Annotated in this window: 12 protein-coding genes; 4 read left to right on the plus strand and 8 right to left on the minus strand. The window is 42.3% G+C overall.

The genetic code is table 11. The annotated features are described in order from the left end of the window. Nucleotides 1-778 precede the first annotated feature (778 nt). The 6 genes from EG814_RS08875 to EG814_RS08900 form a co-directional block, all read right to left on the minus strand. Nucleotides 779-1,429, minus strand: coding sequence for an outer membrane beta-barrel protein (locus EG814_RS08875; protein ID WP_125721015.1), 651 nt, complete (start codon nucleotides 1,427-1,429; stop codon nucleotides 779-781). Nucleotides 1,430-1,661: 232 nt separating this feature from the next. Beyond that, complete coding sequence (locus EG814_RS08880; RefSeq protein ID WP_125721017.1) at nucleotides 1,662-2,801, minus strand: formylglycine-generating enzyme family protein; 1,140 nt, start codon at nucleotides 2,799-2,801, stop codon at nucleotides 1,662-1,664. 460 nt (nucleotides 2,802-3,261) lie between these two features. Beyond that, on the minus strand, nucleotides 3,262-4,113 hold the full coding sequence (locus tag EG814_RS08885) for a transporter family protein (RefSeq protein ID WP_125721019.1): 852 nt from the start codon (nucleotides 4,111-4,113) through the stop codon (nucleotides 3,262-3,264). Between the two features lie 17 nt (nucleotides 4,114-4,130). Continuing rightward, nucleotides 4,131-5,168: an HAD family hydrolase gene (locus EG814_RS08890; protein WP_125721021.1), complete on the minus strand. Its 1,038-nt coding sequence runs from the start codon at nucleotides 5,166-5,168 to the stop codon at nucleotides 4,131-4,133. 45 nt (nucleotides 5,169-5,213) lie between these two features. Beyond that, nucleotides 5,214-5,456, minus strand: a complete 243-nt coding sequence (locus EG814_RS08895) for a hypothetical protein (protein WP_125721023.1) — start codon at nucleotides 5,454-5,456, stop codon at nucleotides 5,214-5,216. A 180-nt stretch (nucleotides 5,457-5,636) separates the two neighbouring features. Next, nucleotides 5,637-7,247: an arylsulfatase gene (locus tag EG814_RS08900; protein WP_125721025.1), complete on the minus strand. Its 1,611-nt coding sequence runs from the start codon at nucleotides 7,245-7,247 to the stop codon at nucleotides 5,637-5,639. Between the two features lie 521 nt (nucleotides 7,248-7,768). On the opposite strand from EG814_RS08900, the gene EG814_RS08905 reads away from it, so the two are divergent. Genes EG814_RS08905 through EG814_RS08920 form a run of 4 tightly spaced genes read left to right on the plus strand, consistent with a single transcriptional unit; the run spans nucleotide 7,769 to nucleotide 22,284 of the window. Further along, complete coding sequence (locus EG814_RS08905) at nucleotides 7,769-18,556, plus strand: PKD domain-containing protein (protein ID WP_125721027.1); 10,788 nt, start codon at nucleotides 7,769-7,771, stop codon at nucleotides 18,554-18,556. A gap of 54 nt (nucleotides 18,557-18,610) precedes the next feature. After that, a complete protein-coding gene (locus EG814_RS08910; protein ID WP_125721029.1) occupies nucleotides 18,611-19,534 on the plus strand; it encodes a PorP/SprF family type IX secretion system membrane protein in 924 nt (307 codons plus the stop codon). Nucleotides 19,535-19,545: 11 nt separating this feature from the next. Beyond that, entirely contained in the window at nucleotides 19,546-21,474 is a 1,929-nt protein-coding gene (locus tag EG814_RS08915) for an OmpA family protein (RefSeq protein WP_125721031.1), read from the plus strand. A gap of 33 nt (nucleotides 21,475-21,507) precedes the next feature. Beyond that, on the plus strand, nucleotides 21,508-22,284 hold the full coding sequence (locus EG814_RS08920; protein ID WP_125721033.1) for a bestrophin-like domain: 777 nt from the start codon (nucleotides 21,508-21,510) through the stop codon (nucleotides 22,282-22,284). Between the two features lie 246 nt (nucleotides 22,285-22,530). Here EG814_RS08920 and EG814_RS21000 read toward each other — a convergent pair whose 3' ends face one another. Continuing rightward, on the minus strand, nucleotides 22,531-22,677 hold the full coding sequence (locus tag EG814_RS21000) for a hypothetical protein (protein WP_164515298.1): 147 nt from the start codon (nucleotides 22,675-22,677) through the stop codon (nucleotides 22,531-22,533). A gap of 499 nt (nucleotides 22,678-23,176) precedes the next feature. Beyond that, complete coding sequence (locus tag EG814_RS08925) at nucleotides 23,177-23,368, minus strand: cold-shock protein (protein ID WP_125721035.1); 192 nt, start codon at nucleotides 23,366-23,368, stop codon at nucleotides 23,177-23,179. Nucleotides 23,369-23,591: the final 223 nt, after the last annotated feature.

Genomic DNA, 23,591 nt, shown 5'->3' on the forward strand with positions numbered 1-23,591 from the left:
AATACAACTTTTATTCTACGTTGTTTTCAGTTCCAGAAATTAACTTAACAGATAGTATGACGAATTCAAATTAAAAATACAATAGAGATACAAATTAAAGTGCCATAAAATGTAATTATAATTTTTTAAGAAAAAGCCTTGAGCTTAAATAGTTTTTTGGCAACAAGATTTGAAGACAAACCTATTAAAAAAAACATGCAAGCCCGATTGTCTTGACTATGACACTATAGCAATCAATCTCTTAACGGCATTCTCATTCAAAGATCTTTTTTTATCGCAGTTCCTTTCAATATTATTGTGCCGACGATGCCGTACAATTGCTTTTGACATTTATCCATTTCGTATTATTGCTTCTTTGGAATTGAAGTCACAACTTGTTTATAAACGAGGTTCGAATCCCGTTCCGGTGCAGCTTTTAGTGAAAACCTTAAAAATATTGATTTTTAATACTTTTTTTGATCCGATAATTTTCATGCCAATGTCGAAAAAAATAAAAAACATATATTTCAATACAGTGTGGTTCGAGTCTCATTAAGATAAAATTAGAACAGAAGTGCTTCGCGCCCGGGGGTCTTTTCTGCTGTTATTTCACCGCAGATGCAATAACCCGCGCTTCTCTGCGTTAGTGCTTCACCTCATATAGGCATAAATGGAAGATTATGTTTATGGACAAGCCCGCAGATAAGGTGTCTTATTGGCACGCTATCATGCGGGCTTTATCTATCGCCGCCTATATATGAGAATTTTCTGCTGCAGTTCAAGGGTTGCGCGCATTTTCTCATTTGCTGAAATCATAGCTCAGCACTGCCCCCAGGCCGAACTGGAATGTTGAGGCATAATCGGTCACTGCGACCGGTCCCCAGTAGTAGTCCCAATAGTAGTCATAACCGACGGCCGCCGACATGGACTGCAGATAGGCGTTCAGGTTGATGGAAAACGCAGAATCGGTTTTGATCTTAACCCCCGCTTTGGCCTCCCATGCAAAATAAGTCCCGTTGCCGCTCTGCGGCGCTTCCAGCACAGCAATCCCTGCACCGGCCCCCAAAAAAGGCAGCGCTTTTTGCGAACTGGAACCAAAATAATAGGTATAGTCCGCCAGTATATAATTAATGGCGCCTTTGTCATCTCCGGCATTCACCTGTCCTCCTGCCGGGATGCCTGCCGCAGGCAGGGCGGCTTTGGTGTACAGGGGCATTCTGGCATCCAGCCTGTTGTATTTCAATTCTATGGAAGCATTGTCAATTATAAAATATTCCAGACCGGCCCCATATTCAAAACCGTCTTCCACTCTTGCATAAGAGGAATCAAAATCCACCCTGTCCGAAAAGGTGTAGCCTGCGTAAAGATTAAGCAGCAGCGACTGGGCACTCTGTGCCGAAGCCGTAATTGAAAAGAAAAAAACAACAGCTGGTAAAAGGTACTTTTTCATAATTTCTGATTTTAATTAATACTTAATGATTTAATTTTCCCTTTGAGGGCGCTTCATTGAAAAATATTTGAGCGATTTGCCCTATTCCTGGATGCATCTGGTATTTGCCTGCGAGATATCCAATCACAAACTTGAAATTTAGGCTTATTTAACTTTCTCAGGCAGAGGCATTTTCCATGTGCCGTTTACTGCATCTTGTCTAGAATCATCCCATGCAGATCAGGCCATTTTTTTATTCTAAGCTTTTTACGCATCTAAAACCTAAGTGATTGGCTGCAGACCGATATTCCCCTTTTCCTCTGGTTCCAACCATGTAGCGTGTGCAATATTGATCGGTGCATAAAAAAGAACCGCCGCGATGCACTCTTTTGATTTGTGAAGGATCATTCGGATCGTTGTACGCATTTGGCCCTTGAGGGTTTTTGATCGTTTTTCCGTTTTCTGCCAAGGATTTATAATAATCCACGCTATACCAGTCGTGTACCCATTCCCAAACATTTCCGGCCATATCATACAAACCGTATGGATTTGGAGCATATTGTTTTGCTGGAGCAATTCCTTTAAATCCGTCTTCTCCAGTGTCGCCGTCTTTTATAGGGAAATGTCCCTGATAGATATTTGCCTGAAATTTGCCGTCAGGTTTTAAATTATTTCCCCAAGCGTAAAGATTTCCTGTTTTACCGCCTCTAGCTGCAAATTCCCATTCAGCTTCTGTCGGAAGCCTTTTTCCTGCCCATTTCGCGTAAGCTTCTGCATCTTCATAAACCACATGAACAACAGGATAATTTTCTTTTCCCTTGATGCTGCTTTGCGGCCCGTCTGGATGCCTCCAGTCTGCTCCCGGTTCATAACGCCACCATTGAAGAAAATTATTCAAATTAACTGCAGATCGCGTAGGGGTAAATATAACAGAGCCTGTAATCAGATCCTCCTCATTTGCAGTTGGAAATTCTTCTTTTGTTGGTTTTTGTTCCGCAACGGTTACATAGCCTGTAGCTTTTACAAATTTTTCAAATTCTCCGTTCGTAACCTCGGTTTCGTCCATATAATAGCCGCCAACGTAAACTCTGTGAATGGGAGCCGCATCTTTTGCAGCGCCTTTAATGCTGCACAAACTCTCGTCTTCTACATTTGAACCCATTGAGAATTCGCCTCCAGGAATCCAAACCATTCCTTTTGGGGCTTTTACAGCGGGTTTGAATTTATTTTCTACAGTTGGCTTAAATTCAGATGCTGTATTATTTGGAGTTTCATGACATTCTGCGACAGTTTTTTTCTCTTCTTTATCAGCAGATCTGCTGTAGCTGTAAGCAGACGAAATAATAATAGAAGCTGTCAGCAAGGCTAAAATCAAAAAAGTCTTGTTTTTCATAATAAAGGGTTTTAATCTCTCAGGTTCCTCTAGAGGATTATACTCAAAACATAATAATATTTGTCTCTGCCGCCCTGACAGGCGCAGCACTTTTTGAGCGCAAGACTGCTTTGAAGAAGGATGCCTGTGCAATCATTTCACAAAGCTTGAGGTTCAATGTGCTGCGGCGCCCTTCTGGTCTGGCCCTGCAAAAACATGCTCATGATTTATCCAGACAGCTTTCTGAGGATGCTCCCTGAAAATCTGCTTTCCTGCGCCGATCCGCCCATAAAAGCATCAGAAGCAAGCTTTCTGTAAAGCCGAACTGTAACTGCTGCCCACTATCTTAATCTATAAACGCGTGAAAATACCATCTGGCGAAGGCCCGCCGCGAACAAACCTTAAAAGGATTTCTCAGTCTGCCCTCTTAGCTGCATATAGGGAACAAATGCAGTATGCGCACTTGCGTGCGGACAGCAGATTACATGGGAATATACCATCTGAAACCCAGCCTAATGCCAAAATTTGCCGAATTTCGAGGATATCCCTCTGATCTGTAAGCCATTATTTCAGGCTCTATATAAGCATTATATTTCAATTTGCCCGACCAGATATATCCTAATCTGAAATCCATCGGTATGGCGACTTTTCCTGTTTTGTAATCAATCTGCCATTCGGGTTCAATTCCAGCATACACGCCATTCGGCCAAGTGTAAAATACATTAGGCTGCAGCACCGCATAGGCAGAAGATCCGTACTGGCCATTTTTTGAAACCGTGAAAAAATTTTCCAGTATCCAGTACATCTGCCACTTGCCTAACTTTGTAAACGTTACTGTAAAGGCAGGTCCAAGACTCCATTGCGGCGAGCCCAGCTTGGGATCTCCCGCGGTGGGAATCTGAAGATTCCACCCGGCTCCAAACTGTCCCCATTCTTTTTTACTGAGGATAAAAAACTGGTTAAGCGTCACATCGCCAAGACCGGTCCTTCCGCCTGGTGCAGTATTTAGAAAAGCGATCACCCTGATGAGCTGAGGCACTTTAATTACAAAGCCTTCTTTCATCGGTATGATTCCTCTGACCCTGAAATTTTGCGCAAATCCATCCTGATTTTCCGTTTTCAGGATTGCAAATTCTTCAAGCTGCAGCTGCCAGGCCAGCGTTGTGGGATTCATGACCTCTTGGGATAATTTCACAGACGTCTTGCCCTCAGGCTGGTCCTTTTCCAGCGGGTTCTCTTGGGCAGTGATGCCCTGCATTCCAAATATAAAAATTAGCAAAACAGCCTGCAAGGCTGTTTCACGAAGGATGGTATATGCTTTTGTATATTTCATAACGCCGATTTAGAGGATTATTTTTCTGGATAGATAACTTTCCAGTCTGTTTTCATATCGGCAAAGGACCAGTTTTTAACTTTGCCTTCATCCAGGCCTTTATCCAGATTTCCGACAGGCGACTTTCTGTCGTAAGCCCATTCTCGGACTGAGTCGGTATGATGCACATATAATTCAAAGTTTTTATATTTATTGGATGCCGTCCACTGGAGCATCTGGAGGTCCCCGTCGGAATTTCCAGCCGCAAAAACCGGCTTTTTGCCGATATATTTTTCTATAGCAACCGGCTTGCCTTCTCTGTCATCATTAAAATCCAGTCCCGGAAGCTTCACGATAGACGGCTTGCCGTTATTGTAGTCATACCTCGCCTGAAGCGTGCTGCCCACAACCTGATAGCTTGGAATTCCATATGCCTCTTCTGTCCAGGCGCGCATGAAGTCTATTCCGCCTCCAGAGACAATAAAGACCTTAAATTCCCTGTCCTGAAGGTATTTTACCAGCTCCAGCATAGGCTGGTAGATCAGCTCTTTATATAATTTTTTCTTGACGGGATGCCGCGCGGAATCTATCCACTTTCTGACATTTGAATTGAACTCTTCTGTGGTCATGCCCGAGTGGCTCACCCCGACAATCTGCAGAAGCCCATTTTTTCCCTGCTTCATCAGATCGCCCATATTGTTTTCCAATACCGCCTTGAAAGGCTGCTTATTTTTCCATTCCGGATGCTGGGGTGCCAGGGCTTTGACCTGATCCAATGCAAAGAAAAGCTGAAAATAGAAAGGCTGTTCGGACCACAGCGTCCCATCGTTGTCAAATACAGCAATGCGGTCTTGTACCGGAATAAAATTAGGGCTTTTGGAATCTGTGACATCCTTTATGTAAGCAATAATATCTTTTTTCACTTTTGTATCATTCCACGAGGCAAGCGGATCTGTACGCTCAATTGGCGTTCCAGCCTGTGAAGCGCTTTGGGCCTGTTCTTTTCTGCATGCTGCCAGCAGCAGAAGGGCAGCGCAGGAAACCAGGACTTTGCTTAAATTTTTAATGTTTTTCATATTACTTATTTTAAGAACTTCTAATGTTGCGGCTATCCAAAGTTTTCATTCCATTCTGTTGAGTATATAAATTAAGATTTCCTCCTCCAGCTCTGCCGATAAATTTTCATTTTCCACCCTGCTGCTGAAATCCTCATCGATCTTCTTCTTAATTTTCCTGACATTCTCCTTAATGCTGCAGTATTCATCACAGATCATTTTAAAACGGTCATCTGCCAGATAAAATACCGTAATCGATTCCATATACTGGGCAAACTTTTCATTCTGTAAATCTTTAGGAAGCGACATATATCTATATTTAAAAATTATAAAATATAACTGGAAATGCCAGCTGGCGCATTAACACAGCCAAAAGTTTTGGCGATTTGCTATCTGCTGAAAACATTACTGGAACAATGCCCCAATATTAGCATTTATAAATAAGGCAGTTTTTAACCTGCCTTATTTTATTATTTAAATTACTAAAAACTAATACTTTATATCCTCAGGCAGCTTCATTCCTTTCTCGTCGAGCATTTTCTTGGCTTCCTGAATATTTCTAAATCTCGAAATGCTTTCACTTCCCGTATAGACCTCTCCCTGCATCTGTCGCGGCGGATACTGCACATAAGTTTTAATGAGATCCTGGATGGCTTTATTAAAGACCGGCAGCGTCCAAGTTTTTTCGGTAAAACTGTTCATGAACAGGTCATATCGTTCCTGCGGATCCTGCCATAGATCATAAATGGCCGGAACAGTCGCAACATAAGTTTCATCCCCTCTCCATCCAAGCTGCTGTCCCGGCGCATCACTTCCCGCCTGAGCTCCATTGTCTCCTCTTGTATTGTACACTGCCTTAAAGTGGCTGACCCTTACTGCACCTGGCGAAAGTTCTGATTCGGTAAAGTAAAACCACGTATTGCGAAGCGGCTTTCCTTTCTTGAACAGCACATTTGCCATATCATAGCTGTCGAAAACCATCGGTTTGCCCTCACGGTCATTTTTAGGCAGCTCAACTCCTGCAAGACCCGCAAAAGTTGCCATCAGATCTAATCCCCCAACTATGTTATGATTCTGGCTTCCTGGCTCTATCTGTCCAGGCCACCATGCTATAGCAGGCACCCTGCTTCCCCCTTCCCTGTCGGTCCCTTTCGATCCCCTGAATGGTGTATAGCCTGCATCTGGATGAACATCCTGCCATGCCCCATTGTCAACGGTATAGATCACAATTGTATTGTCAGCAATACCCAGCCTTTTAATTTCATCCATCACGCGCCCTACATTATAATCCATCTCCATCACGCAGTCTGCATATTTGCTGGCTCCAGGCGATTTTCCCTTAAATTGTTTGGATGGCAGGTTAGGCTGATGGTTCTTGGCAAAGTTTACACACATAAAAAAAGGGCTGCCTCCATTTGCGTATGTGTCAAGCTGCTTTAAGACATTGTCAGTCATCATCATATCAAGTTCGGCAATGTTTTCTTCTGTCACTTTAGAAACCTCTCGTACTTTTCCTCCTGCTTCACCTTCCAACACGCCGGTAGTTACCTTTTTGAAAAAACTAAGCATCTCTGGTGTCATATCCGGATTCCATGACGGAAAAGCATAGGTGTAAGCATTTAAATGATACAGTACCACGTTCTGCATAATATCAAATCCGTGAGCGGTGGGCATAGCATAATCAGCTTCGCCTAAATGCCATTTTCCTGAAAAATAAGTTTTATAATTTGCTTTCTTTAAAACAGAAGCCAGTGTCCATTCTCCCGCTGGAAGTCCTCCCCCCTGCCCCTGAAATGCCACGGTAGTCATTCCGCTTCGGTTTGGTATACGTCCGGTGATCATTGCTGCCCTTCCCGGCGTGCAGCTTGGCTGTCCGTAAAACTCCCAGAACTGCATCCCTTCCTTGGCCATTTTATCAAGATTAGGGGTCGGCATCCCCCTGGACTCGCCGCCTCCAAATACTCCTAGATCTCCCCATCCGGTGTCATCAGAGATTAGCATTATGATATTGGGCTTCTTTTTAGTCTGGCTGAATGCAGATCCGATAAAGGTAAAGACCATCAGGCCGGTAAAAATAATCTGTAAAATTCTCTTTTCCATAATCTTAGGTTTAAATTAATTTTTTTAATTGCATTATCTTCCTTTTATTGACTTATTAAAATCAGAATTAAATAATGGTGAATTGTTTTGGCTTAAGGGATTCCATTTAGTCCCTAGAGCATAGCTCGAAAAGCAAGTCAATCAAATTTAAATATTCTTCTAAAGCTTGGCAGATTATTGCCGCATTAAACGGTTGCAGATTATAATCTGCAACCATTTTATAATTTAAAAGCTGCATCAAAACATGAAAGATCATCAATAAAAAAACACATAAATACTTAAAAAACAAATCATTACACACTTAAATCTTCAAAAACAACTAACAGGCACAAAAAATCAAAAAGACCTGATTCTCATGCGATTTTTATATGTTTCAAATTATAATCTGCAACATCTTTAAAAAAAAACGGAGCTTTTTTTGGCGTAATTTTGAGAAGCTTTTTTCAAATTAAGCATACCTTATCAAAAATCGCCACTTCTTATTTCTCAAATTTTCAGCTATAGAATTTATTTTACTGCCTATGAATAATTCTTTACCCATCCGCTTTTTTTTTAAGAAACATGTCCTAATTTTAATTGTTCTGCTCAGCGCTGCAAATAAGCTGGCAGCACAAAACTGTACTGTAAACGCAGGAGTGCTCAACGTTACTATCTGTGAAACTGACGCTTTGGTTCTCACCGGAAATAATCCATCTCCAATTATTGGAAACGTTTCCTGGACACAGATATCGGGACCCGCCGTGGTTATAGCCTCCCCAAACAGTACAAGTACAGCAGTAACAGGATACACTGGAGGAAACACTTATATCTTTAGATACAGCGCAACCTGCGGCGACGGGATTGCGGCCTATCAGGACAAAGTGGTCAACGTACAGCCTATAACTATTGCAGATGCAGGGGGAAATATTGCAAGCTGTCCGAACACCTCCGGCAATTTAACAATTTCGGCCAATAGCCCGCAAAATGCTGGAGAGACCGGATATTGGGAAATAGTTGGTGCTAACAATGCGGGTGTTGCAATTGATTTTCCGAATCTGCCAACCTCAACAATAGCATTACCGGCAGCAAGCTGCGGCGTTTCAACCCTTCAATGGGTTATAGAAGGCCCTGAATTTGCGCCAGGGCAGCGCTGCAGGACCACCTCGCAGATAACAGTTACAAACTACGGAGGCGTTACGCCAGTTTCTGCCGGACCGGACCAGACACTGAGCAACTGCTACACCACGACGCAAAGCGCAAACTTAAGCGCAACTTACGGAGGATGCGGCCTAAACGGGCAAAATGGGCAATGGACATTTGTCAGCGGTCCCAATACGCCGGCTATAAGCAGTCCTGGTTCCAATAATACGCAAGTATCAAATCTTGTACAGGGAACTTACACTTTCAGATGGACCGTAACAGGCCCCTGCGCCTCGGGCAATGACACCGTTAACATTATTGTTCCCGCTGCGACGCAGGATGTAACAACGCTTCCTGGCGGCGACGAAGATATTTTCTTTTGCGACAATACCATTACTCAAGTTACTTTAGCAGCTCAAACCCCATTATATGCCGGTGAAACGGTTCAATGGACGCAAATATCGGGCGACAGCGGTGCTGTGATTGTTTCACCGGCAAATCCCACTACTCTGGTCACTAATATTTCAGATTCAGGAGACCCGTACAAGTTTAGATATACGCTTACCAATGCCAATACGGGCTGCGTATTTACTAAAGATTACAATATTCAGTACAATGGACCTACAAGAACCATTGCCGCCAATAATGGCAATGATATGGTCGGGAGCTGTGATGCGACAGTCTTTACAATTCCCCTTACGGTAACGGGAACCGGAGTAAACCAGTACAGAATTGTGGCAGGCCCGGATAATTCACCGCTCGGACCCTTTCCTACTGCCCTTCAGAACGTTGGAAATTCACTCACCCTTACACTTACCGAACCAGGAAATTACACAGTTGAATTTATAAGAAGCCAGAACGGATCTCTTCCTGTTGGATGCGGTTATGGTTTTGATACTTTAAACATTCTGGTTTCCGGGGAACCTACACCTTCAAATGCAGGGTCTGATGTCAGCCTTCCCTGCGGCGATACCAGCACCATACTTTCAGGGGTCGCCACAGAGGACGGCATGCATTTCTGGAGCCAGCTCAGCGGTCCGAATGATGCTGTAATTACCGATAGTTTTGCTATAAACACACAAGTCACAGGGCTGGTACCGGGAACTTATGTCTTTCAATATATCACAAAAGGGGGCGGGGCAACCTGCGGCTTTTCGGTTTCTACCGTTACCATATATGTATCTGGCAGTACACTGGGAACAACAAATGCAGGACCTGACCAGATTGTCTGTACAGGCTCGCAAGTACCCTTGGCCGCCACGCAGGCTTTAAGCGGTGAGATCGGCACATGGAGCCAGATTTCCGGTCCGAGCGCAATAACATTTTCCAATATTAATGATCCTAATGCCACGGCAGAAGGATTTGCTGTCTCAACAGCAGCGTATGAACTGCAGTGGACTATCTCTTATCTTCATCCGGGTCCCTCCTGCAGCGCCCCTGTTTCCGACACTGTGCAGATTATTACAAATGATAGAAATGCACCGACCCCTTCAGATGCTGGACCTGATGCCTGTTATCCCAATGGAACAACTTCATTTAACCTCAACGGCAATACAACCCAGCCTCAGGATTTCGGAACCTGGACCGTAGTGCCTTCCTCCGGGGTAACAATCGTAAATCCTGCAGATCCGAACACGCAGGTTATTGTTACCGCCAGCGGAACCTACACCTTTACATGGTCTATCGAAAACAGACTCAGACTGTGCCTGCCCAACCAGAGCAGCGTCACTGTAACTATTGCAGATACGCCGCCGGCGGCGGACGCCGGCCCTGATCAGGAAATTTGCGGATCAGCAATTACAATGGCTGCTGCAGCCAGCAGCGGAGCAATGGGAACCTGGACAAGAATTTCAGGTTTGGGCGGTTATACTATAAGTGATATACACGATCCAAATGCAGTTTTTACCTTCACCAGCAGCGGTTATTATATTTTCAGGTGGACAGTAAATGCTGATGTATGCGGTGAAGCTTTTGATGACATAAATTTAACCATTGGCATTCCGCCCCACCAGGCCGTTGCCGGACCTGATCAAAATATCTGCAATAACACCAGCGTTACAATGGCCGCAAGCACTTATGACAGCTTTTTTGAGACTGGCCAATGGTCGGTTCTAACCGGCGCGCCAAATCAGCCTAATATTGTTGACCCTGCCAATCCTAATACCGTGATTAACGGACTTGTAGCCGGAACTTATACTTTTAGATGGACAATAACTGCAAAAAGCATTTTCTTATGCCAGGGCACATTCGATGATGCGGTTGTAGTAGTCACACCGGCTGCAAATGCCGGAAGTGATCAAAGTTATTGCGACGTTACAAGCATTCAGCTTAAAGGAAATGAAAATTCAACGGGAACCTGGACCCTTACCAGCACATCAGGAAATCCTGCAGCCGTCAGCATAACTCAATCTCCTGCTGACAGCTATATTGCCAATGCAACTGTGGTTCCAGGAAACAGCTATGTCTTTACTTACACAACTGCTTCAACTACTTTCCCTGACGGGTCTGTCTGCAATGGATCATCAGATTCTGTTAATGTCGAAATCTTCAGCGGGGCGAGCATACCGCCCGATGCAGGTCCCGACCAGACATTGTGTATTTCTGATGTCGGCGGAGTCGCTGCTTTGCAGGGAAATGCTCCGCCGCCTGATGTTTCGGTTTCTGAATGGCGTTTTGCATTTCAGCCTCCCGGAAGCGTCGCAGTAATAGACAATCCCTCTGCTGCTTCAACAACCGTTTCGAACTTAACAGTTCCCGGCTTATATATTTTGGAATGGGTTTTTGAAAGCCCGTCATGCAGAACATTGTCAGATATTGTAAGAATAGTAATGAATGCGGCGCCTAGTGCCGCAAATGCTGGATCAGATGATGCTGCAGCCTGCCAAACTACTTATCAGACAGCTGCTGTGCCTCCAGCTGTCGGCATTGGAACTTGGTCGATCACCAGTCAGCCTCCAGGAGCTGCAGCAGTAATAGACAGCCCTAACAGCCCAGCGACAACGCTTTCAAATGTTACGGTTTTGGGAACATATACACTGACATGGACAGTTTCAAATGGACCTTTTACCAGCCCATCATTATGTCAGCCCTCATCAGACACTGTTAATATCACCTTCAATGACGATCCTCCAACCGCAGCAAGCGCTGGGCCTGATCAGGAGTTATGTGATGCCGCTTCAGTGACTATGGCAGCTAATGCTCCAGTCATTGGCACAGGAACATGGGCTCAAATTTCCGGGCCGGCAGCGACAATAGCATCGCCAAACAATCCAAATTCATTAATTTTAGGATTAGTGGCGGGCACTTATGAATTCAGCTGGACAATTGCAACAACAGGATGCTCCTCTGAAGATACAGTAATCATTACTATTTACGATTTGCCATCAACTGCAGATGCAGGACCAAACCAAATAATTCCGCAATTTTCTCCCGTAAACCTCAATGCAGCCGCTCCCGCGGCTGGCACAGGAGTTTGGACTCAGGTTTCAGGACCGAGTATTGTAGGATTTACAGATGCATCATCTGAAACAACAGCTGTTACTGGAACAGTTGCTGGAAATTATGTGCTGCAATGGACTGTAAGCAATGGCAATTGCGCAGCTTCTTCAGATACTATGAATCTGACAATTCTTTCAGTTGCCGATCTAGAGCTGGCAAAATCAGTTGTTCCTGTCAGCGGAAGTTCTGGAGATACAGCCACCTTCAATATTCAGGTATTTAATAACAACTCCTCAGGCGGAACTGTGACTGCAACAGGGGTTTCTGTAAGAGACTATATCCCATCGGGATATACAATTGTGCCAGGTTCAGTTAATTTTGCGGGACAGTATAATATTGGCGACAATACTGTTACCTGGAGCAGCCTTGCGATTCCTGCTGGCAGCAGAATCACCCTTTCATTTCAGGCTGTAATCAAATCGGCAGGATCTTACTTAAATAGTGCAGAAATTATTGCTTCTAATCAATTTGACCCGGACAGCACGCCTAATAATAATATTCTCACAGAAGATGATCAGGATGATGCTGCTATTACACTGGATCTGGCTGATTTATCTCTTCAAAAAACAGTTTCGCCAGCCGCTGTAAGCATAAATGACAACGTGATATTTACAATCAGAGTTACCAACAGCGGGCCGAATAATGCTTCAGAAATTACTGTTTCAGACCACCTTCCTCCAGGATATGCCTACGTAAGCGATAATGGAGCAGGAAAATATAACAATGCTACAGGCATCTGGAATGTCGGCAGTTTAAATAATGGAAACGCTCTAACATTACAGATTACCGCTAAAGTCAACACTGCTTCTGCAGCCAATTATATCAATACCGCCGAAATACAGACAGCAAAACAAAAAGATCCAGACAGTACACCCGGCAATGGCCTTCCAGAAGACGATATTGCCAGTGCCAATGTTGTCCTGAATTCAGCCGACTTGGAACTTGCAAAAACGGTAACTCCTGCTTCTGCAGCAGCAGGACAGCAGGTAGATTTTACAATAAATGTTGTAAATATAGGGCCTGGAAATGCAACAGGAGTGAATGTGCAGGATATTGTTCCTGCTGGTTATACTTTGGTGCCCGGTTCGGTGTCAAACGGAGGAACCTATCAAGCCGCAAATTCCTCAATTAACTGGGAGAATTTGGTTCTAAGCAGCGGCGCCAATTTAAATCTAAGCTTCAGCGCCGTGGTAAATCCTATAGGTAGCTATCTAAATACAGCTCAGATAACGGCAAGCGATCTGCCCGATCCTGACAGTACTCCAAATAACAGTATTCCAACTGAAGACGATCAGGACGATGCCGAAATTACCTTTATCGGACCTTCTGCCGACTTATCTTTAGTAAAAAATGTCGTTGCAGGAAATACGAGTCCTATAGCAGGAAGCCAGGTATCATTTGAGCTTATTATCAAAAATGATGGCCCTGATAATGCTGCAGGAGTCCAAGTAGCCGATTTGCTCCCTTCAGGCTTTCAGTACATAAATTATAGTTCCTCCGCTGGTTTGTATGACAGTGCTTCGGGAATTTGGAGCGTAGGCACAGTTGATGCCGGCGTTTCAGAATCACTTATCTTGGATGTTAAAGTACTGCCAGCTGGGAATTATTTGAATACAGCCCAAGTAACAGCAAGTAATCTTCCTGATCCTGACAGCACACCAAACAATGATGACGGAGATCAGAGCGAAGACGATGAAGATAACGCTGCTGTAGTGCCTGTTCCGCCATCAGCAGATCTATCATTGACTAAAACCGTGAGCAGCACAACTCCTTTAGCGGGCTCAACAGTAACTTTTACTATTATTGCAACAAACAGCGGTCCGCAGGATGCTGCACAGGTTCAGGTGACCGATTTGCTGCCAGCTGGCTACACTTTCAGCAGTTTTAATGCAACAAGCGGAACTTATGACAGCACAACCGGACTTTGGACATTGGATATACTCGAAAGCAGCGAGTCTGAAACCCTACAGATTAACGCAATAGTAAATGCCACCGGAAATTACACAAACACTGTCGAAGTAACCAGCAGTGACACACCAGACCCTGATTCGACCCCAAACAACGGAGTAACGTCAGAAGATGATTATGCTGAGGCCAGCACCACTCCTATTCCGCTTTCATCCGATTTATCATTAACTAAAACAGTCAATAACACCACTCCATTAGTTGGTTCTAGAGTTACTTTTGAAATTGCCGTAACCAACAATGGCCCTCAGAATAATCCGGGAGTTCTGGTAACAGATTTATTGCCTTCAGGATATACGTACAGCGAATATAATGCTTCAACTGGAATTTATAATCCTGTGACTGGGGTATGGAATATCGGTATTATCCCTAATGGAAAAACGGAAGCTCTTCAAATAATAGCAACCGTAAACGCAACAGGGGATTATTTAAATATAGCTGAAATAACAGCAGCCGATCTTCCTGACCCAAATTCTACACCAAACAACGGAGTGACGACAGAAGACGATTATGCTACCGCAGCCGTAACGCCAGTTCCGCTTTCATCCGATTTATCATTGACTAAAAAAGTAGACAATCCAACTCCGTTTGTAGGTTCTCAGGTAACTTTCGAAATTGTTATCACCAATAACGGGCCGCAAGACAATACAAATGTTGAATTGACAGATTTACTGCCTTCTGGATACACCTACAACAGTTTTACGATTTCAACAGGAACTTACGACCCTGTAACGGGAGTTTGGTCACTTGCCAATATCGTTAATCAAAAATCTGAAACTTTACAGCTTACAGCAACTGTAAACGCGACAGGAGATTATTTGAATATTGCCGAAATAACAGCCGCTGATCTTACAGACCCGAATTCTACTCCAAATAACGGAGTTGCCACCGAAGATGATTATGCAACTGCTATAACAGCGCCAACATTGCAATATGCCGATTTATCTTTAACCAAAACCGTTAATAATGCAACACCGATTGTGGGTTCTGTAGTTACTTTTGAAGTTGTGGTAACTCATAATGGCCCGCAAGATACAGCTGGAGTAACCGTAACCGATTTACTGCCTTCTGGCTACACCTACTCCAACTTTACGATTTCAACTGGAACATACAATCCGACCACAGGAGTTTGGGCTGTAGGGAATTTAGAAAATGGAAAATCAGAAACACTGCAAATTCTAGCAACGGTAAACGCAAGTGGAGATTATCTGAATGTGGCAGAAGTGACCGCCAGCAATCTTCCTGACCCGAATTCTACTCCAAATAACGGAATTACGACAGAGAATGATTACGCATCGGTTTCAACCACTCCAATAGCACAATCTTCAGATCTTTCTTTAACTAAAACAGTAAACAATGCAACTCCTTTAGTTGGATCGATTGTTAATTTTGAAATTGTAGTTACAAATAATGGCCCAAATGATAATACTGGACTTGCGGTAACCGATTTACTGCCGTCTGGATATACTTTTTCGTCATTTACCACTTCAAAAGGAACTTATGATCCTATAACGGGAGTATGGACAATAGGCAATTTATTAAATGCAAATTCAGAAACTTTACAGATTTCAGCAATTGTAAATGCTTCTGGAGATTATTTGAATACTGCCGAAGTTACAGCAGCCGATCTTCCTGATCCGAATTCTACTCCAAATAACGGAATTACGACAGAGAATGATTATGCATCAGCAACTACAGTTCCAAACCAATTATCTGCTGATTTGGCTTTAACAAAAACCGTTAATAATCCAACCCCTTTAACCGGTTCTACAGTTGTTTTTGAAATTATAGTTGAAAATTACGGGCCTCAAAATACAACAGGTGTAACCGTAACCGACTTACTGCCTTCTGGATATACTTTTAGCAGCTACAATACTTCAAAAGGCAGTTACAACCCAGCAACAGGAATTTGGAATATCGGTTCATTTGCTAATGGCGATAACCACGTATTGCAAATTACAGCAGTAGTAAATCCGACAGGAAACTATGAAAATATTGCTGAAGTAACGTCTAGCGCCCTGCCAGATCCAAATTCTACAACAGGTAATGGAATTAGTGGTGAAAATGATTATGATGCGGCAACAACCAATCCTTTAGTTCAATCTGCTGATTTATCATTGACTAAAACAGTCAATAATCCGACGCCTTTAATTGGAACTCCGGTAACTTTTGAAATTATCATTAAAAATGATGGGCCAGAAAATACTGCTGGTGTAGAAGTTACAGATCTTCTTCCAAATGGCTACACTTTTAGCAGTTTCTCCGCTACAAAAGGAACATACAGCAGTACAACCGGTAAATGGACAATTGGTTCGTTAATAAGCGGCGATTCTCAAACCTTACAGTTGACCGCTATTGCAAACGGAACAGGAAATTATCTCAATATTGCAGAAGTAACGGCTAGCACGCTTCCTGATCCTGATTCGACTCCAAATAATGGTGTCACAACTGAGGACGATTACTCGGCTGTGGGAACAGTTCCAGTTGCTTCTCAAGCCGATTTATCTCTAACGAAAGAATTAGTTGGCGGTAATCTTAGTCCGATTTTTGGCGCCACAGTAACATTTGAAATTACAGTTAAAAATGATGGCCCACAAAATGCAACAGGAGTGCAAATACTGGATTTACTGCCAAATGGTTATGATTATTTGGTTTACAGCTCAACCGCTGGAAATTACGCCAATACGTCGGGAATATGGAATATCGGCACTATTCTCGCCGGAGATTCGGAAACCTTATTGGTATCAGCAATTGTAAATCCGACAGGAAATTATCAAAATATAGCAGAAGTATATTCTTCAGACCAATCTGATCCAGACAGTACGCCACACAACGGAATTGCAGGCGAAGACGACATGGATTCTGAAACGCTCACTCCTGTTGTGGCTGTTGCCGATCTTTCTTTAGAAAAAGAAGTCGTTAATAATATACTGACACCAGATGTAGGCGCACCGATATCATTCTCTATTACGGTGCGAAATTCGGGTCCGAGCGCTGCCACAGGCGTAACGATCAAAGATGTTCTGCCTCCAGGATATGATTATATATTCTATAATGCTACTTCTGGAAGTTACAATCAAATTACAGGCGAATGGACTCCGGGAATTATTCTTCCTGGAAACAGTCACACATTATTGTTAAATGTATTTGTAAAAACGCCTACAGGTGCTGCAAACGAATATTTAAACATTGCAGAAATTATGACATCTGACCAGCATGATCCAGACAGTACGCCTGGAAATGGCATATCGACAGAAGACGATTATGACAGTATTGCTGTGACACCAGTAATTGTTCAGGCAGATTTGTCTATCGAAAAAAGAACACTCAGCGGAAATACTTCTTTTGATGTTGGCGCCAACATTATATTCGAAGTAACCGTTAGCAATGATGGTCCGGGAAATGCCAGCGGCGTTATGGTAAAAGACCTGCTTCCAAAAGGATTTACCTATCTTACCTATACGGCAACAAGCGGTATTTACAACTTTGTTAACGGAAACTGGAATACGGGAATTGTAAATGCTGGCGCGACACAGACTCTGCAAGTATACGTTCGTGTAAATCCGCCTTCTGGTCAAAGCGGAGAATACACCAATATTACGGAAATCACTGCCAGTAACCTGCCCGATCCAGATTCGACGCCAAACAACGGTGTCACTACAGAAGATGATTATGACAGTCTTACGATAAATGTTAACGTAGCCGATTTAAGTCTCAACAAAACAGTCAATAATCAAAATGCGAATGTTGGCGAAACGGTTAATTTCACCCTTCAAATTGGCAATGAAGGCCCTGCAGAAGCAACTGGCGTGAGTATTGAAGATGTAATGCCTGTTGGCTACAAAAACATTTCGAACATCAGCAATGGCGGTATTTTAAGTCTGAGCAGCATCAAATGGACTGGCTTAACTGTTCCTATTGGCGGTATCACCCTGACCTACTCAGCAGTTGTCGGAGATCCTCACGGACTGCAACATACCGATTATGTAAACATCGCGCAAGTTACCGCGAGCAATCAGTTTGATCCTGATTCGACTCCAAATAACGATAAAGGAGACCAGAGTGAAGACGACGAAGATTCGGAATTCATTAATATTCCATCAACTGACGTAGCCATCAATAAAACTGTCGACAAAACAGATGTGCCGATGAACAGCGAAGTCACTTTTACTATTACAGCAGATAATTTAGGCAGTCTCACAGCCACAAATGTTGAAGTTCAAGATGTTCTTCCAAAAGGATATTCATTTGTAGGCGCAACCGTTACATCAGGAAGCTACAATGCTTCAACAGGAATTTGGTCCATACCTTCTATTAATCCTGGTTCTGCACAAACTCTAACATTGATTGTAAAAGTGGTAGATTTTAACGACTATGTAAATACCGCTACTTTAACCAAACTGGATCAGATCGATACCAATTCTAGCAACAATCAAGACAGCGCCAGCGTAAAAGCAGACTGCTTTAAGATTTATAATGAATTTTCGCCAAACGATGACGGACAAAACGATACGTTCTACATTGACTGTATCGAACGTTATCCTGACAATCAGCTCGAAATATTCAACCGCTGGGGTAATTTGGTTTACTATAAAAAAGGTTACGACAATACGTGGGACGGAAAAGCAGATGGCTCTGCCAAAACACTCCCTGAAGGCACCTATTTCTATATTCTCGATTTAGGCGACGGTTCTAAAAAAACCTCTGGATGGCTTTATCTAAAATAAAACAGCAGGGCACTACAAATTAAGAAATAGGATTAACCAAAATTCAAATTGGCTATGATTAAAAATATAAAAAAGGTTTTCGCCATCATCACATTGCTTTCGGTTTCGGGAGCAATGGCACAGCAAGATCCGCAGTACACGCAGTATATGTATAATACCATGACCGTAAACTCAGCTTATGCCGGTTCATTAGGCCATTTAACCGTTACCGGACTTATAAGAACGCAGTGGGTCGGAATTGAAGGCGCGCCAGACACGCAGAGCTTTTCATTAGACACTCCAGTCGCCAAAAATCTGGGGTTAGGAATTTCGATCGTCAATGAAGAAATTGGCCCTTCAGAAGAACAATATCTCGACGCCAACTTCTCTTATACGATTCAATCGGGAGAAACGCACAAACTTTCTTTTGGTATTAAAGGAGGCGGACGCGTCATCAATATTGACTGGACAAAAGGAAGTTACAGAGACCCAGATGCCGAGTTTAGAGAAAATATAACCAATAAATTTCTTCCTGTTGTTGGTGCCGGATTATACTGGCATGGAGAAAGAGATTATATCGGACTTTCGGTTCCTAATTTCATGACCAGGGAACGCTATACCTATGATGATATCAGTGATGATCTTGTTAACCAAAGAATACATGTTTATCTGATTGGAGGAATTGTTTTTGATCTTTCGGCGCATACCAAATTCAAACCGGCGGTTTTGTTTAAATATGTTTCCGGAGCGCCAATAATTGCCGATTTCTCTGCCAATTTCATGTTTAATAATGCTTTTACGCTTGGTGCTTCTTATCGAACTTCAGATTCGGTAAGTGCTTTGGCAGGAATACAGATTTTGCCCATGTTTATGGTTGGATATTCTTATGATTACACCACGACACAGCTGAATAACTACAACAGCGGAACCCACGAAATCGTGCTTCGTTTTGAATTGGTTAACCGCAAAAAAGGACTAAAATCACCAAGATTCTTTTAATACGACCGTCTATGAAAAGAAGAATTACTATACTCGTACTGCTCATCATTCAGATGGCATTTTCGCAGACCAAAAATAAGGCCGCAGATGCGTTGTTTGACAAAATGTATTATGTCGAAGCCGCAAAATCGTATGAAATGTCTATAAACAGCGGCGACAACTCCAGAGAAATACTGCAGCGTATTGGAGATGCGCACTATTTTAATACGCAAATGCGAAGAGCCAGCAATTGGTACGGAAAATTGATTGCCGAATATCCGAATGAAGTGGCTCCAGAATATCTATTTCGTTACGCCCAGTCATTGCAGGGAATTCAAAATTATGAATTGGCGAAAAAATGGATGAAAGCTTTTGCAGCTAAACAAAAAACTACCGATGTTCGAGCACAGAATTATTCGCTCAAAAATGTGACAATTGAAGATATTGAGAACATTAAACCTTCATTTGTACTGGAAAATCTTGAAATCAATTCGGCATATTCTGATTTTGGGCCAATGTTTTACAAAGGAGATTTGGTCTACTCCACAACAATCGATTCTTCGTATGTGAAAACAAGCAAATACGGTTGGAATGATCAGCCTTATCTCAACATGCAATTGGGAAAAATTAGCGAAACGCAGTCTAACGTTACTTTTAAAGAAAAATTCGGAAAAGATATTACGACACAGTATCACGAGGCCTGCGTGGCATTTTCGCCTGACGAAAAAACAATTTATTTTACAAGAAACAATTATAACGGCAAATTAAAACGCGACAGCAAAGGAATTAATAACCTCAAGATTTTCTCTGCTACAGCGGTAGAAAACAATAATGGAACCGTTTCGTGGAAAGACGTGAAAGAACTTCCTTTCAACAGCGACAATTATTCAGTTGGGCAGCCTACAGTAAGCAAAGACGGCAAAAAACTATATTTTGTATCTGATATGCCGGGAACTATTGGTTCTACCGATATTTTTGTGGTTGATATTCTAGGCAATAATCAATTTTCTAATCCTAGAAATTTGGGCGAAAAAGTCAATACAACCGGACGTGAAATGTTTCCGTACATTACCGATCAAGCCTTGTATTTTGCTTCTGACGGATTTTTAGGTCTGGGCGGACTCGATGTTTTTGAAAGCCGTATAGCAGATGGCAATTTTGATTCTCCTTCCAATCTTGGAGCGCCTTTAAACAGCAATCTCGACGATTTTGCTTTTATTGTAAACGAAGAAACCAATCGCGGTTTTGTCTGTTCGAATAGAAAAACAGGAAAAGGCGACGATGATATTTATTCGTTTGAGCGCTTTTGCAGCCAGTCGATCAATGGTTATGTTTTTGATGCCATTTCCAACAGCAAAATTGCAGGCGCTATAGTGATTCTTAAAAACCAAAATGGCGAAAAAATAGCAGAAACGGTTTCGCAGATTGACGGAAAATATCAATTCGGCAGCACTTTAAATTGTAATTCGACTTATACAGTTGAAGTTTCAAAAGACAATTTCAACAGCAATAATAAGTCCGTTATAATGCCAAATTACTCTGGAATAACAGAAGTTCCGATTGGTTTAGATCCTGCCTTGATTGTTCGTGAAAACGGACTTTTAAAAATAAAAATCGGAATTATTTTCTTTGATTTAGACAAATCTGACATCCGTTATGATGCTGCAATAGAATTAAATAAGGTAGTCCTCTTAATGCATCAGTATAACTCCGTAGTGATTAAAATAGAATCACATACCGATTCCCGCGCAGACGACCAATACAACTTAGAACTCTCTGACCGAAGAGCCAAAGCAACGAGAGATTATCTAATTTCTCAAGGCGTAGCACCAGAACGAATTGAAAGCGCCATTGGTTACGGCGAAACCCAATTAATCAATAACTGCTCCAACGGAGTTCCCTGCACCGAAGCACAGCATCAAATCAATCGCCGAAGCGAATTCATCATCACCAAAATGTAAAAAAACTCTCTGCAGACTTTAACATAATATGATATGGAAAATGATACACTACTAGATACCGACGCTTGGGTTATTACCCTGCTTTTATTTGCATCAATGCTTTTGGCCAGTTTTCTGGGAAAAATTACAGGAAATTATTTTCGGCAAAAAGCCGGCGAAGGCAGATCCGGCGAAGCTTCTTCTCTTACCGCCCTGCTTTTTTTTCTGCTGGCCTTTACCTATGGGATGAGCAGCAGCCGTTATGATTCCAGAAGACAAATTGTGGTTGAAGAAGCCAATGATATTGGCACCGCAATATTGCGCAGTGACTTATATCCAGATACCATTAGAGCAGCTTTCCGTCGTGATTTCCAAGATTATGTCGAGACCCGAATAGACTATTACCAAGCCAGTGCCAATGTAAATGCAGTCTTAAAGTCTGATAGCCTCTCCCAAGTTATTGCCACAAAATTATGGAAACGTGCAGCGGGGCTTTCACAGCATCCTGCACATCTCGCTGCGACCCAGCAGATGATACCCGCCCTAAATGCAATGATTGATGTTGCTACTACTAGGCTTTCAGGTGAGAAAGCAAAAGTCCCTCAAAGTATTTTAATAATGCTTTTTTTTCTGGCAGCCATAACATCCTTCTACAGCGTTTACAACGAAGCCCGTAAAGGCGGAGTGGACTGGCTCATACAAATAGGATTCTGTCTTCTGGTATCCTTGGTGGTATTCTTTACACTGGATCTGGACAGACCGCGCCGAGGATTTGTTAATCTTAATGTGCCGAATCAAACGATAATTGATTTACGGCAGAACTTTAAATAAACTCAAGGATTGGCTGTCTAGCATATTGCCCGTTTTGGTCTTATAATTGAGATTTTCACCTCGGGAAGAACTCCCCGGGCTGTAAAACAAAAAAGAGCCCGAAAATTACAGGCTCTTTCAAGAATTAATAATCAACTAAGGCCTTGGAGTGCCTACACTGTCTTTGCTTCTTGAAGTGGAAGCTGACTTTTTGGTTGTTGTGGTTTTTGCGATGCTATTTTTCTCAGCACTAGTTTTGGAAGGGGCCTATGCGCCCTTAAATCCTTTAGTGCTTTTTTTATGCACTACAGTATCGGTCTGAGTCTTAGTGGCGGTCAATTTCTTAGGTGTATCCTGTGAGGAGGCTGTTCCAAAAGCAAACATTGCTGCCAACGATAAAATTACATTTTTCATGATCTCCATGTTTTTAATTAATAACTTAAATGTTTTATTAAATATAAAACTTATCTTACAATTATCCTGAAATATCTTCCCATGAATTTACAAAAAACAGACCCATAATTACATGTTTCCATAGAGATATGTTTATTAGAAAAATCATTATACTAATTTAATTATTACAAATAAAAGTGATTTCAGGAAAGATCTTTTAAGGCTCGAGCATTGTCCTTGGGAGCATCAAATATTGCAGGCTGATAAAATATAATACAGCGGTATAATCATTACATTGCCGAGGGGCTGTTGCGGCACTGCCAATAGCTGACAATTTTATTGATCACGTTCTGGTATGTTGTAAAGCTGCTCTCTTTTTTCTAGCGGTCCGCATGGTTATTATATAAAAAAGGCGTCTTTAATTTTAAGCCTTTTATCACTGAAAACAATCTTAGCGATATCCATAAAATAATAAAGCACCTGGTTAAAGGTGCTTTACAAGTTAACTGTGATAGTATGGCTATGCTACGACTACGTCTACTGCGTTTGGACCTTTGCGGCCTTCTTGGATATCATATCGAACTGCGTCGTCCTGGCGGATGTTTTCTGACAGGCCTGAAGCGTGAACAAAAATTTCAGCTCCTCCATTATTAGGGGTTATGAATCCGAATCCTTTTTCTTCATTGAAAAATTTTACTGTACCTTCTTGCATTTTAATGTATTTAATTGCTCAAGGATACCATTTTTAAAATAGAAACCTGCTAATATTCAGGATTTTATTCCTTATAAATTAAAATTTGCTCTGTTGTATAATTAAAATGCACGACCTGAAAAATACTTTTCAGCCCTCCAATGAATTTGCATCATTTTTTCCTCCTGCTGCTTACATTGCAAACTAGGAAAACATACAATCAAAACTGTGAATATCTGTTTTG

This window comes from Flavobacterium ustbae (assembly GCF_003946915.1).
In the GTDB taxonomy this organism is placed as follows: domain Bacteria; phylum Bacteroidota; class Bacteroidia; order Flavobacteriales; family Flavobacteriaceae; genus Flavobacterium; species Flavobacterium ustbae.

Coding starts and splice junctions, on each gene's coding strand:
- EG814_RS08875 (WP_125721015.1), bottom strand. CDS start 1,429: ATGAAAAAGTACCTTTTACCAGCTGTTGTTTTTTTCTTTTCAATTACG.
- EG814_RS08880 (WP_125721017.1), bottom strand. CDS start 2,801: ATGAAAAACAAGACTTTTTTGATTTTAGCCTTGCTGACAGCTTCTATT.
- EG814_RS08885 (WP_125721019.1), bottom strand. CDS start 4,113: ATGAAATATACAAAAGCATATACCATCCTTCGTGAAACAGCCTTGCAG.
- EG814_RS08890 (WP_125721021.1), bottom strand. CDS start 5,168: ATGAAAAACATTAAAAATTTAAGCAAAGTCCTGGTTTCCTGCGCTGCC.
- EG814_RS08895 (WP_125721023.1), bottom strand. CDS start 5,456: ATGTCGCTTCCTAAAGATTTACAGAATGAAAAGTTTGCCCAGTATATG.
- EG814_RS08900 (WP_125721025.1), bottom strand. CDS start 7,247: ATGGAAAAGAGAATTTTACAGATTATTTTTACCGGCCTGATGGTCTTT.
- EG814_RS08905 (WP_125721027.1), top strand. CDS start 7,769: ATGAATAATTCTTTACCCATCCGCTTTTTTTTTAAGAAACATGTCCTA.
- EG814_RS08910 (WP_125721029.1), top strand. CDS start 18,611: ATGATTAAAAATATAAAAAAGGTTTTCGCCATCATCACATTGCTTTCG.
- EG814_RS08915 (WP_125721031.1), top strand. CDS start 19,546: ATGAAAAGAAGAATTACTATACTCGTACTGCTCATCATTCAGATGGCA.
- EG814_RS08920 (WP_125721033.1), top strand. CDS start 21,508: ATGGAAAATGATACACTACTAGATACCGACGCTTGGGTTATTACCCTG.
- EG814_RS21000 (WP_164515298.1), bottom strand. CDS start 22,677: ATGAAAAATGTAATTTTATCGTTGGCAGCAATGTTTGCTTTTGGAACA.
- EG814_RS08925 (WP_125721035.1), bottom strand. CDS start 23,368: ATGCAAGAAGGTACAGTAAAATTTTTCAATGAAGAAAAAGGATTCGGA.